15 protein-coding genes are annotated in these 14,549 nt (G+C 44.2%); 7 read left to right on the top strand and 8 right to left on the bottom strand.

Translation table 11 applies throughout. The annotated features are described in order from the left end of the window. Positions 1–51 precede the first annotated feature (51 nt). A complete protein-coding gene (locus AC1DM9_RS09510) occupies positions 52–534 on the top strand; it encodes a PCYCGC motif-containing (lipo)protein (RefSeq protein ID WP_477579787.1) in 483 nt (160 codons plus the stop codon). Positions 535–632: 98 nt separating this feature from the next. On the opposite strand, the gene AC1DM9_RS09505 is transcribed toward AC1DM9_RS09510, so the two are convergent. Continuing rightward, positions 633–1,142 carry a hypothetical protein gene (locus tag AC1DM9_RS09505; RefSeq protein ID WP_477579647.1) on the bottom strand — a complete coding sequence of 170 codons (510 nt, stop codon included), beginning with the start codon at positions 1,140–1,142 and terminating at the stop codon, positions 633–635. 188 nt (positions 1,143–1,330) lie between these two features. Between AC1DM9_RS09505 and AC1DM9_RS09500 the strand changes: the two genes are divergently transcribed. From AC1DM9_RS09500 to AC1DM9_RS09490, 3 genes are all read left to right on the top strand, one after another. Further along, positions 1,331–2,110, top strand: coding sequence for an SDR family NAD(P)-dependent oxidoreductase (locus tag AC1DM9_RS09500; protein WP_477579646.1), 780 nt, complete (start codon positions 1,331–1,333; stop codon positions 2,108–2,110). A gap of 21 nt (positions 2,111–2,131) precedes the next feature. Next, a complete protein-coding gene (locus tag AC1DM9_RS09495) occupies positions 2,132–2,917 on the top strand; it encodes an SDR family NAD(P)-dependent oxidoreductase (protein WP_477579644.1) in 786 nt (261 codons plus the stop codon). A 64-nt stretch (positions 2,918–2,981) separates the two neighbouring features. Further along, the gene (locus AC1DM9_RS09490; protein WP_477579642.1) at positions 2,982–4,370 is read left to right on the top strand and encodes a mandelate racemase/muconate lactonizing enzyme family protein; all 1,389 of its coding nucleotides are present in this window, start codon (positions 2,982–2,984) and stop codon (positions 4,368–4,370) included. A gap of 163 nt (positions 4,371–4,533) precedes the next feature. Here AC1DM9_RS09490 and AC1DM9_RS09485 read toward each other — a convergent pair whose 3' ends face one another. The 4 genes from AC1DM9_RS09485 to AC1DM9_RS09470 are packed head-to-tail and all read right to left on the bottom strand — an operon-like array spanning position 4,534 to position 8,729. Then, a complete protein-coding gene (locus tag AC1DM9_RS09485; RefSeq protein WP_477549318.1) occupies positions 4,534–5,541 on the bottom strand; it encodes a mannonate dehydratase in 1,008 nt (335 codons plus the stop codon). Positions 5,542–5,563: 22 nt separating this feature from the next. Beyond that, positions 5,564–6,910: an ABC transporter substrate-binding protein gene (locus AC1DM9_RS09480; RefSeq protein WP_477579640.1), complete on the bottom strand. Its 1,347-nt coding sequence runs from the start codon at positions 6,908–6,910 to the stop codon at positions 5,564–5,566. A 38-nt stretch (positions 6,911–6,948) separates the two neighbouring features. Continuing rightward, complete coding sequence (locus tag AC1DM9_RS09475; protein ID WP_076265908.1) at positions 6,949–7,779, bottom strand: carbohydrate ABC transporter permease; 831 nt, start codon at positions 7,777–7,779, stop codon at positions 6,949–6,951. Beyond that, the gene (locus AC1DM9_RS09470; protein WP_477549321.1) at positions 7,776–8,729 is read right to left on the bottom strand and encodes a carbohydrate ABC transporter permease; all 954 of its coding nucleotides are present in this window, start codon (positions 8,727–8,729) and stop codon (positions 7,776–7,778) included. Before AC1DM9_RS09470 ends, AC1DM9_RS09475 begins: the two co-directional genes overlap by 4 nt. 231 nt (positions 8,730–8,960) lie before the next feature. Between AC1DM9_RS09470 and AC1DM9_RS09465 the strand changes: the two genes are divergently transcribed. Continuing rightward, on the top strand, positions 8,961–9,866 hold the full coding sequence (locus AC1DM9_RS09465; protein WP_477579638.1) for an RraA family protein: 906 nt from the start codon (positions 8,961–8,963) through the stop codon (positions 9,864–9,866). 97 nt (positions 9,867–9,963) lie between these two features. On the opposite strand, the gene AC1DM9_RS09460 is transcribed toward AC1DM9_RS09465, so the two are convergent. Both AC1DM9_RS09460 and AC1DM9_RS09455 read right to left on the bottom strand, forming a co-directional pair. Further along, positions 9,964–11,133, bottom strand: a complete 1,170-nt coding sequence (locus tag AC1DM9_RS09460; protein WP_441882255.1) for a helix-turn-helix domain-containing protein — start codon at positions 11,131–11,133, stop codon at positions 9,964–9,966. Positions 11,134–11,179: 46 nt separating this feature from the next. Beyond that, complete coding sequence (locus AC1DM9_RS09455) at positions 11,180–11,827, bottom strand: GntR family transcriptional regulator (RefSeq protein WP_076265904.1); 648 nt, start codon at positions 11,825–11,827, stop codon at positions 11,180–11,182. Between the two features lie 282 nt (positions 11,828–12,109). Between AC1DM9_RS09455 and AC1DM9_RS09450 the strand changes: the two genes are divergently transcribed. Together AC1DM9_RS09450 and AC1DM9_RS09445 are read left to right on the top strand one after the other, a co-directional pair. Then, positions 12,110–13,297, top strand: a complete 1,188-nt coding sequence (locus tag AC1DM9_RS09450; RefSeq protein ID WP_076265903.1) for an ROK family protein — start codon at positions 12,110–12,112, stop codon at positions 13,295–13,297. Positions 13,298–13,398: 101 nt separating this feature from the next. Then, positions 13,399–13,812, top strand: a complete 414-nt coding sequence (locus AC1DM9_RS09445; protein ID WP_477579635.1) for a hypothetical protein — start codon at positions 13,399–13,401, stop codon at positions 13,810–13,812. Positions 13,813–13,846: 34 nt separating this feature from the next. Here the strand turns inward: AC1DM9_RS09445 and AC1DM9_RS09440 are convergent, their stop codons facing one another. Continuing rightward, the gene (locus AC1DM9_RS09440) at positions 13,847–14,530 is read right to left on the bottom strand and encodes a YjjG family noncanonical pyrimidine nucleotidase (RefSeq protein ID WP_441882264.1); all 684 of its coding nucleotides are present in this window, start codon (positions 14,528–14,530) and stop codon (positions 13,847–13,849) included. Positions 14,531–14,549 lie beyond the last annotated feature (19 nt).

Raw genomic sequence — 14,549 nt, 5'->3', positions numbered from 1 at the left:
TACTTGAAACGATTAGCCCAAACCACACTCTATTCGGTTCTGCTCTCTTCGATGCTGCTCAGCGCATGCAGCAGCCAAACAAATTCAGCTGGATCAGCAACGAACGCACATGAAGCAAATGGCGGCAATCATGGTGATCATCAAACAGCATCTGGCGATTTGCAAGAGACGACAGCATCGCTTGATATTTTACCAGCTTTTCTAGATGGCGCCTCTGACAACTTGCGTATCGCCTATCAAACCGCTGCAACGGTTACGGATGTTTTGCCCTATATCCCTTGTTACTGCGGGTGTGGCGAAAGCGCGGGACACCAAAGCAATCTCAATTGCTTTATCGCCGAAATAAAGGAAGACGGCTCTGTTGTCTGGGACGATCATGGCACTCGCTGCGGCGTATGCATCGAAATTGCTGTAACAACCGCAGCAATGAAGTCTTCAGGGATCGAAGTAGATCGGATTCGCCAAATTATCGACGAAACGTATAAAGAGGGTTATGCCAAGCCAACGAAGACTAAGCTCCCTCCTGTTTCCTAGTTTGTTCATCAATGATTTAAACAAATGACAGTCCAGAACAGGAGTAATCGTTCTAGACTGTCATTTTTTTCTAGATGCTCCCTAGTCTATCAATCTATCTACTCTTCTAATACATTATAAACCGTAGCAAATGATTGTTCTGTTTTCATAATGGTATATCGGGAATGCTCGCGATCAATCATGCTGCTGCTAACCGAGAAGTCAGCTATTGCTCGGTCTAGAGTAGTATCAAACACCACTTTATTCCCTTTCACAAAAACCAGTTTATGTACCGACTCATCCAGCAAAGGATATTGTCCGCTTATCTTTCTATCTATCCAATATCCGGCGTAGGAGGCTTCATTGGTCCATTCTCGTCCGACTGTTCTCTCCATCTCTTCTCTTGAGCGATAAGCTTCAAAAACAAACATTTTATCCCAATCAAATGGCGCGACTTCCTTCATATCAAATGTGGTTCCCTTATGTACAGCTGCTTTAAGCTGCTCGGTGAATAAGACTTCATAATCGTTATTGACTCTAGTCATTCGATAGTTCGAGTAGCTCAAAATAAACGGAACTAAAATAATCATTAGAAGCGTGATGAAAATGATTTTTTTTATTTTGCGCATGGCTTTCCCTTCCATTTGGATTCCTATTCTCCCTTAATAACGAATGCAGTCATAGGGTTGTTGCAGTATTGGCGGATTATGCAAGAAATCAAACAAAATCATAAATTTACAGCATCGCTATGCTTGAACCAAAGTAACTAAAATAAGGCTATATACATCATTTTATGTCTGTTCCTTGGAGGGGATCTATGCGATTGCCAAATAAGGTTGTATTTATTACGGATTCAGACAGTGACAGCGGGAAAGCGATCATTCGACGTTTAAAGGAAAGCGGAGCGCATTTTATTTTGAATAGTCATTCAGGAGGCTCTGCGATTGGGTCAGAATTAAAGCTAGTACAGGACGCAGGCTTGCAGGCGGTCGTAGTTACCATTGACCTTTGTAAAACAGCTGAAGTCACGGATATGCTTCTATTCACGGAGCAGCAGCTTGGTACGGTTGATATTCTCGTTCACAACAATAATGAGATTTTTCCAAGCACAATTGAAGATGGAGATGAAGCGCTTTTTCAGCAAAGCATCGCAGTAAACGCCAAATCGGCATTTATTTGTACGCAGGCTGTGGGCAAACAGATGATGATGAAGCAAGCTGGGAAAATCATCTATGTCTCTTCCATTCATGCTGAGAAACCGACTGGTTCAGCGTTTACCTACAGTATTGCAAAAGGTGCAGTTAAAATGCTGTCCAAAGAAGCAGCTCTTGTGTTAGGGCGATATGGGATCAGTGTCAATACCATTGAAGTGGGTTCTGTTGCTGGCGACGATGAGTTGTTTCACAGTCACCTATCCACCTTGTACAACGATTACGAATATAAGGTGCCTAATGCTGTTTTGTGCAGCAATGAAGATATCGCCGAGCTTGTGTATTTTCTCTCTTCCGATGAGGCGAGACTCATTAATGGTGCAGATATAAGGCTGGATGGCGGTTTTTTGCTTCATTATATGAATTTCAAAATGAAAAAACCGTAATCGCCGGTATGGAGGTGAATAATGAGTATCGTTGGCAAAATCGCTTTAGTTACCGGCGCTGGAACAGGAATTGGCAAAGGCGTTGCAATCGAGCTTGCACGACGAGGGGTTATGGTTGCCATTCATTATAATCAGAGCGATGCTGGTGCGCTTCATACCAAACAGATGATTGATGATTTCGGTGGAAGCTCGATGATCGTGCAAGCGAATATTTCGCAAAAAGATGAAATCGAACGGATGGTCTCCACCACTGCTGGGCATTATGGCGGTATTGATATTTTGGTTAATAATGCCGCATTGCAGCTGAATTATGGATTTTTTGAGCATGATGAAGCCTCTTTCGATCGCATGATGAAAATTAATTTAAAAGGTTACTGGCAATGCATACAAGCCGTCGTTCCCTATATGAAGGAAAAGCAGTCAGGACGCATCATTAATATGTCTTCTGTTCATAGCAAGCGTCCCACCGACTTCGATGCCGTATATTCCATGACCAAGGGCGGTATTCGCATGTTAGGCAGAGAAAGTGCAATTGAGCTTGCAAGGTATGGGATTACCGTTAATACGATTGAGCCAGGAGCCGTGGACGTCGGCAAGCAAAGTGCCCGAGAATCGAAGCCAATCATGTCCGCCGAGGACGTCGAGAAGCGTAAAAAAACGACCCGCTCTATACAAGATAAATTCCCGCTTGGCCGTGTTGGCCGTCCACTCGACGTAGCTCAGCTCGTATGCTTCATTGCATCAGATGAAAGCGAATTCATGACCGGTTCAGCCATTCGACTTGATGGCGGCAGCATGCTGCTCTAGCTTAGCTGAATGAATGAGTTCAACCCCATTCAATACCTAACTTATAAACAAGGAGTGACCTTTCGTGTCCAACAATCCTTCTTATGAAGAAACGTTAGCCCATGTGAGCAAGCATGCAAGCCCTTCCGCACTTCGGATTACGGATATTCGCTTCACCGATATTGTAGGCGGGCCGTTTCATAGCAGCTTGATTAAAGTGTATACGAATCAAGGCCTAATCGGATTTGGTGAAGTACGTGACGGAGCTGATAAAGTTTATGCGCAAATGCTGAAAGGTCGGTTATTAGGCGAAAATCCATGCAATATCGATAAGCTATTTCGCCGCATTAAGCAGTTTGGCGGTCATGCTCGTCAAGGCGGTGGTGTGAGCGGGCTTGAAATCGCTTTATGGGATTTGGCTGGAAAAGCATATGGTGTACCGATCTATCAAATGCTCGGCGGCAAGTTCCGTGAGAAAATTCGAATGTACTGCGATACCGAGGTCGTCGGCAAGGATACAGGCACCGCTATGGGGCTCGCGCTTCAGAAGCGTATGGAGGAAGGCTTCACTTTCCTAAAGATGGATCTAGGCATCGGTCAAATTATTAATGAGCCTGGTACTTTAAGTGCTCCGATAGGCTTCATTGATGAAATGCGAAATGCTTCCAAAAACCGTTACAGTGCAAACCAAGACACCTTAACCGAAGAAGAAATTCGTGATATCCGAAATCAACATTATGATATTCACAACATCCCCCACCCTTTCACGGCGATTCATGTAACGGATAAAGGGCTTGATATGCTGGAGCAATATGTGGCGGATGTACGCGCTGTAATTGGTTATGAGGTTCCGCTTGCTGTAGATCACTTTGGTCATATTGGTCTTGAAGATTGCATTAAGCTTGGCCGCCGCGTCGATAAATTTAATTTGGCTTGGATGGAGGATATGCTTCCATGGCAGTATACCGAGCAGTATGCGAAGCTCGCGCGTGCTGTTGCAACGCCGATATGTACAGGTGAGGATATCTATTTGAAAGAAAACTTCAGGCCGCTGCTTCAAGCTGGCGGGGTGTCGGTCATTCATCCAGATGTTCTGACGACTGGCGGCATTTTGGAAACGAAAAAAATTGGTGATATGGCACAGGAATACGGTGTGGCCATGGCGATCCATATGGCTGAGAGTCCTATCGCCTGTCTCGCAGCAGCACATGTAGCAGCAGCGACAGAGAACTTTATGGCGCTAGAGTATCATTCCTGTGAGGTGCCATGGTGGGATGATATTATCATTAGCAGCAAGCTTCCGAACAAGCTCGTTCAGAATGGCTTCATTCATATGACAGATGCGCCTGGTCTGGGTATTGACGACTTGAACGATGAGGTACTAGCACAGCATCTGCATCCAAAAATCCCAGGGCTGTGGGAGCATACGGACAATTGGAATCATTACCATTCCAATGATCGGCTTTGGAGCTAGTATGTTAATACTGTGGGGATCAAACGGGACGCTTAATAGCGTTCCGTTTTTTCATGTTTGATGTATCGATTGCGCATTGAGAAAAGATGAGCATTAAAAAAAGCACCTCCAGTTCCACACGATATGTGGAGTTGAAGGTGCTTGCTTTATGAACGTATGGTGGTTATCCCGAAATGTTAACACTCGTCTTAGCTTCATTTGATAATCGCGCAGCAGCAGCAGCTGCCTCCATTAAACCTCGGATATAACCGATACCGTATAAGCGTCCCAACAGCTCATATCCGGGATTCGCATTATCCTCGCCTTCCATCGTCGGCACATGATCTGGCCTTGCTGGTCCGTTAAAACCTACTTCATAGTACGTATGCATCGCCTCGAGCATATCGGTTTGCCCATCATCGTGGAACGTTTCCTCAAACTTTTCCGGCGTTCCTTTCACATCACGGAAATGGACGAAAAACATTTTATCCTGCTTTGCAAAATGGCGGATGACGCTCGGAATATGTTCTCCAGCCGTTGCGAGTGTTCCTTGGCATAAGGTAATGCCGTTATAGGCGCTTGGAACTAAATCAATCGCTTGCTGCAGGGCAGCTGCACTTGTCAAAATACGCGATATCCCCCTAATAGGTGAGATCGGAGGATCATCGGGATGTAGCGCAAGCTTCACTTTTGCTTTCTCTGCAACAGGGACGATTCGCTCCATGAAGTATTGAAGATTTTCCCAAAGCTGATCTTCACTAATAAGGCCAGCCTCGGTAAGCGGCGCATCCTTCATGAGGCTGTGATCGTAGCTGGACACTAGTGCTCCGCCCCGCGTCCGTGTGGTAGTCGATGTTCGAAACCAATTGAACTGAGCCATAAAATTGTAGCAAAGGACAGGAATACCGGCTGCACCCATATTCGTAATAAATTGCTGGAACACTTCGATTTCGGCATCTCTTCCTGCCGTTCCAAGCTTAATCTCATTGCTCGGAGGCATAGATTCGATCACGTTAAGCGTAAGACCAGCATCAGCATACCTCTGTTTCATACGAATAAGCGGCATCAGATCCCATGGTTTCTCCTGCTTTTCCTCCCATGGAAGTCCTCCAACTGCGTATTCAATGCCAAGCTGTTTTGCCAAAAGCCATAATCTTGCTGGCTGCGATGAGAAAAACTCTGCTAGCTGCATCCAGATACCACCTCCATATTTTTTAACCAGCCACTTTTGCTGCCAATTCCTTGCCCATCTTGTCTATTTTCTTGTAGGCATCTTCAATCGATTGCTGGCCGAATGTTACAGCCTCCATCTCCTTCTTATACGTATCAACCCATTCGGAGAAGCCTGCTGCCGGCGGATAGAACGGCAAAGCCTTGTCTAGTGAAAGGTCATATATTTCTTTGCCGAGCTTATCTTTAGCCTCAAGAGTTGGCTCCAGCTCTTTGTAAATGTCAGGGTTGATCGGAATGCCGCGTGTGAGACCAAGCGCTTTGCCTGCATCCTTATCGGTAACGAACCATCTCAGAAATTTCTTCGCTTCATCTTTGTTTTTGGAATTCGCGCTTACACTTAAGAAGATGGTTGATTGCGCCCAGCCGCCACCTGCAGGACCAACAGGAAGATTCACTACGCCTACCTTTCCTGGCATAAGCTGCTCTAAAGCGCTGACAGAGCCGGTTGTTGCACCTCTTGTCATTACGACGCCGGATGCCATTGGATCAGCTTGCGGGTCATTTTCCAGAAATGAAGCGGCTTTTTCTGCAGGAGGTACGATTTTCGTTTTGCGGAACTCTTCATACGTTTGGTAGAAGGTCATAAACAAATCCTTATCAAGCGTAAATGTTTTCCCGCCATCGGACATAACGGGCGGTTTGCCCATCGACGTCTGGTAATAGTTGAAGCTATCCCAAGTGGTTGTATCACCGATCGGATATTTCCCATCAGGAAGCTTCGCACGAGCGTCTCTTGCCCACTGGAAAAATTCATCATAAGTCCAATCCTTATGCGGAAGCGTGATCCCGTATTGCTCCAGCTCCGCTTTGTTGTATGCTAAGCCTTGCGCATTCTGACTGAGTGGAATACCGTACAATTTTCCATCTATTTGCAAATTAGAAATAACGGATGGATCAACAATGCCGCTTAGGTCAATGTCAGAGAGATCCTCTAGCTGACCGCGCGATACATATTCTTGAATGTAGGCAGCGTCCATTTGCAGTACATCTGTTATTGACTTCGAAGCAGCAAGTGTCGGAAGCTTTTGCCAGAATGCATCCCATGCCATAAACTCCGGCTTAAAAGATACGTTCGTGTTTTGCTGGGAGTAAATGTCTAGCGCTTTTTTTGTTGCCTCGTGCCGGGCATCCGGCCCCCACCACATAATGCTGAGTGTTGTTTTGGCGCCAGCTGCTTTGCCGCCTGCATCGTCCGGCTTTGCTGTGCTATTCGTACCTTCATTCGTTTGCTTCCCTCCATTGCTGCTTCCGCCTCCGCTGCAAGCGGTCAATATGAGCAGTAATGCCAGCATCAACAGCCCCAAGCTTCTTGACCCGTTTTTGTTCATCTTCTTACATCCCCTTTTTCTTTGTGAAATGAAATGACTTACCCTTTTAATCCTGTAGTAGCAATTCCTTCGACAAAATGCTTCTGTGCAAAGAAAAAGATGATTACCGAAGGAAAGATCGACAGCAAGGACATGGCTAGCAATTGCCCCCACTGAATGTCGAATTGATCGATGAACATGCGCAGTGCCAGCCCAACAGTAAATTTGTCAACGGAGCTTAAATAAAGCACTTGTGCAAAAAAGTCGTCCCAGCTCCATATAAAGGTGAAGATAGCTACGGTAACAAGTGCGGGCTTCAGCAGTGGCAGGATCACTCTCCAAAAGATTCCGTAAACGCTTGCTCCGTCAATCGTTGCGGCCTCATCCAAATCTTTCGGGATTCCGCGAATAAATTGCACAAGCAAGAAAATGAAAAATGCGCCGCCTCCGAAAAAATGCGGAAGAACGAGCGGTACATAGCTGTCCACAAATCCTAATTTGTTGAACAAAATGTATTGCGGGACAACGGTTACCTGTCCTGGAAGCATCATGGTCAGCAATAAAATGGAAAACCAGAAGCCGCGCAGCTTGAAGTTTAGCCTTCCGAAGCCATAAGCTACGATCGCAGCCGTAGCAACGCCGCCAATGACATTGCCCAGCTCCATAAGCAGTGTGTTGCCAAAAAAATGTGCAAACGTATATTCCGATGAGAAGTGCCAGCCATCCCAGTAATTGCTCCACATGGGTGTCTTCGGCCAGATCGTCGGCAAGCTTAGCTCCTCTGTCTTTTTTAAAGAGGCTCCTGCCCACCAGATGACGGGATACAGCATCAGAATAGAGAACAGGGATAGGTACAAATGGCTCGTCAGCTTCGATCGCAGCGAATTCATTTGGTTTTCCCCCCATCTGATTCGTAGAACACCCAATATTTCGAGGCTGCGAAGTTAATAAGCGTGAGAAGCGCAACAATGGTTAGCAATATCCAAGCAAGTGCAGACGCATAACCCATTTGATAATGCTTGAACGCTTTCTCGTACAGGAACATAGCGTACATATAGGTTGAATTAATAGGGCCACCCTTTGTGATAATGAACGCTGAGGTAAACGTTTGAAACGATCCGATAATGCCCAGCACGAGATTAAAGAACATAACCGGCGAGAGCATCGGCAGCGTAATGCTTATAAACTTCCTTACCTTGCCGGCACCGTCTACAGAGGCTGATTCATAAAGCTCTTGCGGCACTTGCTTAAGCCCAGCTAGAAAAATAACCATGGTTGATCCGAATTGCCACGTATTGAGTAAAATCAATGTGCCGAGCGAGGTATCCGGATTGGATATCCAGCCTACCCCCTCAATCCCAAACCAAGCGAGTACCTGATTGATATAACCGTCTATCCCGAACATATTGCGCCAAAGCGCTGCTACCGCAATGCTTCCTCCGATTAAGGATGGAAAATAAATCGCCGTCCGATAAATATTCATGCCTCGAATGTTTTTATTGAGTGCCAATGCGACCATAAGGGAGAAAAACAGTTTTAATGGTACGGAGAATAATACAAACATAAACGTCACGCTTAGCGATTTCGTGAAAGTGGAATCACCAGTAAATATTTTGGTGTAGTTGTCCGTGCCGGTCCATACCGGGTCCTCCAGCAAAGAATATTCGGTAAAAGACAAATAAAACGATTGTGCAATGGGCCAAAGCGTCAACAGCAAAAAACCGATTAGCCAAGGGGATATAAAAATGTATCCGGCTAAATGAGCAGCTCCTTGCTGTTTGCGCTTCGTTTTTGCCTGCTTTCGTTTAGGTATAACAGTTTCTGTATTCACTCTAATCATCTCGTCCCCTTTCCTAGATAATGTTCCTTTACTTTATACGAAAGCGGTTACATGAATGAAGGTGAAGAAATTATGAAATCGTTTGATTTTATATAGTGTGAAAAATTCATAGATTGCCCCATAAATATCTTAAGAAAGTCGCATCGACAAATATGGGAATGTCCCTAACAATAGACATAGAAAGCAAATAACAGCAGCCTTCAAACACACTATTGCGAAAGAGGTGCTCAGATGAAATTTGACAATCCGGAAGATATGATCCAGCTTACGCCGCTTTGGGAGGGTGAACGCTTTCCGAATGGACGTCCTAAAGTATCCGAAGATGTTCTAAGGCGCATGCGCAAAATCACTTTGGAAGAGGCTTGGGGCCCTCTCTGGAACAGAGGTTATGCCTTTCAGTTCGAAGGTGATTTCAAAATTGTCCATCCGAATAAAATAATGGTTGGACGCGCTGTTACAGCTGTAATGGTGCCTAAACGACCTGATCTGCATGAAACGCTGCTTAACTATGGACATGAGCAAGAAAATCGAAAAGGCTTTTTCAACCAATGGGTTATTGATTCGCTTGTAGAAGATGACGTCGCAGTAGTGGATATGTTTGATAAAGTGCATCTCGGCACTTACGTAGGCGGGAATTTATCTACAGCTATTTCCACACGCACGAAGCGAGGCGGTGCTGTCATTTGGGGCGGCATTCGCGATAATCAGCAAATCGTAGAAATCGATAATATCAATGTGTATTATCGCGGCAGCGATCCTACTGCGATTGCGGACGTTACAATGGTAGGCATGAACGTTCCAACACGAATTGGCAAGGCTATTTGTATGCCTGGCGATGTAGTACTCGGCACTCCTTCTGGCGTTATTTTTATTCCGCCTCATTTAGCTGAGCTGACGGTCGTACAAGCAGAAAAATCCCAAGTACGTGATGTGTTTGGTTTCGTTAGACTGCGTGACAGCGTATACTCGACAGCACAAATTGATGCCGGATGGGACGTTGCGCTTTGGACAGATTTCTTGAACTGGTTCGAAAATGATGCCGCAGCCGAGGAATATCGTCATCTAAACTGGGATGCTGAGCTTGAGGAAGCACAAATGAGGGATCGAAACGGACCGCAAAGCGATGTTCGGCTCTAGGCAATTCGTTCGAAACTAGCAATTGTGGTTTAAATATGAGAAATAGGACTCTAGCTGGATCACGCCGCCGCTAGAGTCCTTTTCATATGACATGCTTTTACTTACCAATCGTTTCCCGATATTCACTAGGCGAGAGCCCGACCTTTTTCTTAAAGATTTGACTGAAATACCGCGGATCTTGGTAGCCGACCTTCTCTGCTACTTCATAATTTTTGTAATGGGTGCTCTTTAGCATGTCCTTCGCTTTATCCATTCGAATGTCCGTCAAATGCTCGATGAACGTTTTTCCTGTATTCATTTTGAATAGCAGGCTTAAGTAGGTTGGCGTCATATACACTTTCTGTGCCACACTTTGCAAGGATACATATTGGCATTCCTGCTCCATATGATGAATCGTTTTTTTGATAATGCTGCGGTGGCTCTCCTTCTGGTTGTACGAGAACACTTCTTTCAATCCAATTAAAAAATGAATGACATACTGTTTAATTTCATCCAAAGTCGCAAGCTTCACGATCGACATCACGTCAAACCGCTCATACATGCTAACATGCTCTGTCTCTGATAATACACGTTTTTCTATTCCGACGAGAAGCCTAACGGTCACATCATATACGCTCTGTGTATCAATCGGTCCATCATGAAGCAGCTCAGCATAAAAAAGGTGAACACTTTCTTCAATCTCTGCGGTTGTCTCTGCGGCTTTGTAAACGTCAAAAAGCTGCTTCTCCTTATCTGATGGGTATTGCTGCAGCGATTCCAAGCGTCCCAGCTCGCTGAAATAATTAATTTTGCCCGTTCCACTATAAAATTTATACTGCAGCGCGCGCGCAGCCTGTCGATAGGAATGAACAATATCATATAATTGACTGCATGGTTTGCCCACCCCGACATTAAAGGAATGAAGAAAATGCTCTTTGAGCATAGTCTGCATCTTCTCGATAGATTCCTTCGATACCCATGAGAAGAGCATGCCAATTCTGCCCTCCTCATCCACAAATACGACGCTGCCTTCGGTCATTTTTTTTTGCATATAATCCCGAATTTGCTCCAAATAAATGATTTTCTCATGCTCATCTTCAAATGGGATCGTCGGTTCTACCAAAGCCATAACAGGAAAAGTGTAATAGGGATTAAGCTGAAGCCTGGATAAGCTTTCTTTTAAATCCGACTTCATTGCACGGGCATTAGACACCAGGTTTCGCAAGAAACGCTCCCTCATCCACGTAAGAATGACATCTTCTTTAAATAATAACCCCTCGCTTAACATTCTCCATTTCCCCCTCTTGTAAGGTCGACTTGTGAAATGAATGACTTTAATTGAGATGAATCATTTTGTAAGAGTGCATATGCAAAGTAAAAGCTTCTTCTGCTAGTGCAGCGTCGCCAGTGCGCAGAACGTCTACGAGTCGAAGATGCCAATCCGCCAGCTCTTCTGTGGAGTAATGACGATTGGAAATAGCCATGAACCGCATTACTTTGATTCGCATCCGATTCCAAAGATCGAGAATCATATGGTTATCGCAGCGTCTATAAAAAAAGCCATGGAACTCCATATCAAGCTCTAATATGTTCAAAATATCGTTTTGCTCATGAGCAAGATCCATTTGACGTATCAGATCTTCTAAATAGTTAAAATCATTTTCGTTTAGCTGCTTCATAGATTGCCGAACCGCAAAACCTTCTATGATCTCTCTCAGCTCGAAAATATCTTTTATTTCCTTGTCGGTTATGTATGAAACAATTGAACCTTTGTTGGGGATGCTCGTACTAAATCCTGCTGATTTCAGTCGTTCCAGCGCTTCACGAACCGGTGCTTGGCTGATGTTGAATTTCTTTGCAATCTCAAGAACGAGCAACCTAGCTCCCGGCTGCAGCTCGCCTGCTAGAATTTCCTTCTTTAATGCTGTGTAAACCTGATCACTAATGGAGCTAACCGAAGGAATTGACATGTTCTCAAACATAACATTCACTTCTCCGTTTCCGATTATCGATTATCGATAATCTGCTTTGTAACAAGATTATAGAACTTATTCCCAGCTATGACAACCGATTATTTTGTCGAAAACTGACAAATATACTGCGGCTTGGTTGTGAATAAGCATCTGATCAAAACGAATGGTACATAAGATTAAAATGACTTATAAAATATTTTAAGACTTTGTCTAGTCATGCAAATTCCTAGAGCATATAATAGAGATTGATTAATATCCGATATAATTACTTGGACAAATGGAGATTCAAATATGAATGTAAAAGTACCTACAATAAAAAAACAAGTTTTTGATCTGATCATTCGCGATGGACTCGTTTCCAAAGCTGCTTTAATGGCGCGACTAACGATAACATCCACGAGCTTGTCGAGATTGCTGGAGGAACTGCTAACGGATGGTCTAATTCTTGCTTCAGAGCTGGGAAGATCTACAGGCGGGCGAAAGCCTATATTGTATCGCGTCAATCCAGATCATCGTGCTGTCTTTGGGCTAGAAATATCCCGCTTCTCCTCCTCTATCGGTTTATATGATTTGAATTTAAAACCGCTCGCGTTTGAACGATGGAAGATGGATGAAAGAATGACGCCAGAAACGCTTGTGGGCAAAATCACTCAAATTGCTGAGCGTATGATGAGTGACTTTCACATTGATCGCAACAAAGTGATTGGAATTGGGATAGGCGCCGTTGGTCCTTTGAGCCGTGAAGATGGCGTTATGCTAAAACCCCGTTATTTTCCTGCACGAGGCTGGATTGATGTTCCCATCTGTGACTGGTTGGAACAGCGGCTTGGCATGCCTGCCCTGCTCGATAATGGAGCGAACACAGCTATTATCGGCGAGCATTGGGCGCTGCGCAATGAAGAGGTTGAACACATGCTTTATGTTCATGCGGGAGTTGGTCTGCGTACCTCGATGATGTCAGGCGGACAAATCGTTAGAGGCGCAGTAGATATGGAAGGCTCGTTCGGTCAAATGATCATTCAGACTGATGGTCCAAGGCTTGGCGACGAAGGAAATTATGGCGCGCTTGAAGCGCTTGTTTCGATTCCAGCGTTGGAGAAGAAAATACGCTCACAACTGAAGCTTGGCCGATCAAGCACGTTAATGGGTATTCCGCCAGAGGAAGTTCAATTTGACGCGTTGCGGAAAGCGTATTTGCAAAAAGATGCATTCATTACGGAGCAATTTCTACAAACGGCTACCTATCTCGGCATTGGTATCGCCAATCTCATTAATATTTTGCATCCCGAGGCTGTCATTTTAGGTGGCCCGCTCGTCAATGTCGATAAAACGATTTATGAAACGGTCATTCAAGTTGCGCGGAGCAACATTTATTATTCACCGCAATATGAACCGAAATTTTCGCAAGGACAGCTGACTGAGGATGCCGTTACCGCCGGGGCAGCCATTATGCTGCTGCAGGATTGGGAACTTAATTAGAAACAAAAAACGATGCTGGCTGTCGCCTGCATCGTTCTTGTTTATAGGCTATGATGGAAGAACTAATATCCTACAAATGAAAATTTGAGGTGGGGATTTCTTTGCATCCAATAACCATATTTGAAATTGCAGCTTCGACTGTGTTTGTCATGATTATGTTTGTTATCGCATTACTTTTACCCAAGAAGGTTAGAAAACTGAGTTTATGTATGTCTTGTTCATTAACTGTACTTTTGCTATTGCTTTTTGTTATTCGTCCCTACTGGATTGATTATCAAGTTTCAAATAAAACAAAACAGCTAAATCTATATTTAGAGGAACGGTACCCTAATCAAAAGTGGGAAATTAGTCGACAAGTAGGTAGACAATATAACCCTTATCACTTAAACGTTAATTTTATAAACGAAAAGGGTTGGACTTATACCTATTCAGTAGTTAATGAAAAAAACATTTTCCAAAGCTCTTGGATGCCGCCAGAAGGAAAGTTTCCCGATGCAGGGAAACATTACGAATGAATGATTGATCCAATTTTATACGATAACAGCTTTTTTATAGTAGTTGCAGCAGCTCGTTTAAATGATGAATTTCATACGTTGGAATAATGCTTGTACGATTAGGCTTTCGCTTCGGATTGTACCAGCAAGTATCGATGCCATAATTGAGGCCGCCCTGGATATCAGATGTTAATGAATCTCCGACCATAAGCACCTTTGATTTATTGATCAGATTCAGCTTCTCGAATGCAAAATCAAAAATTCCCGTTTGCGGCTTCGAAAAACCAGTGTCCTCAGAAACGATAATATGCTCGAACGAATGAGCTAAAGCAGACCTGCCAATTCGACTATGCTGTGTCTGTTTAATCCCATTTGTGATGATTGCAATGCGATGCCCATTATGAAGAACCTGCTGAATAAGAACATCCGAGCCCTCGATTAAGAAAGAGCCCTCTCCCAAGTAATGAACGTAACGCTCGCTAAAATGCACAGCATCAAGCTCGACTTTAACTTCTGCAAACAGTTTTCTAAATCGCTCATGCCGCAAAAAATCAAGAGTAATCTCACCCTTTTCAAAATCATTCCACAGCTGCTGATTAACTGAGCGATAGAGTTCAATATGTGATTGTAGAAGGTCGACTTGAAACTCCAAGAAAACACTTTTAAGGGCATGCGCCTCTGCTAAAGAATAATCAAATAAGGTATCGTCCGCATCAAACAAAATAACTTCGTATTTCACTAGAAAATCCTCCTGTTAA

The sequence above is a fragment of the Paenibacillus sp. 01T431 genome (genome assembly GCF_056398625.1).
The sequence above is the reverse complement of the archived record's forward strand: the minus strand, read 5'-3'. Positions and strand labels throughout refer to the sequence as shown.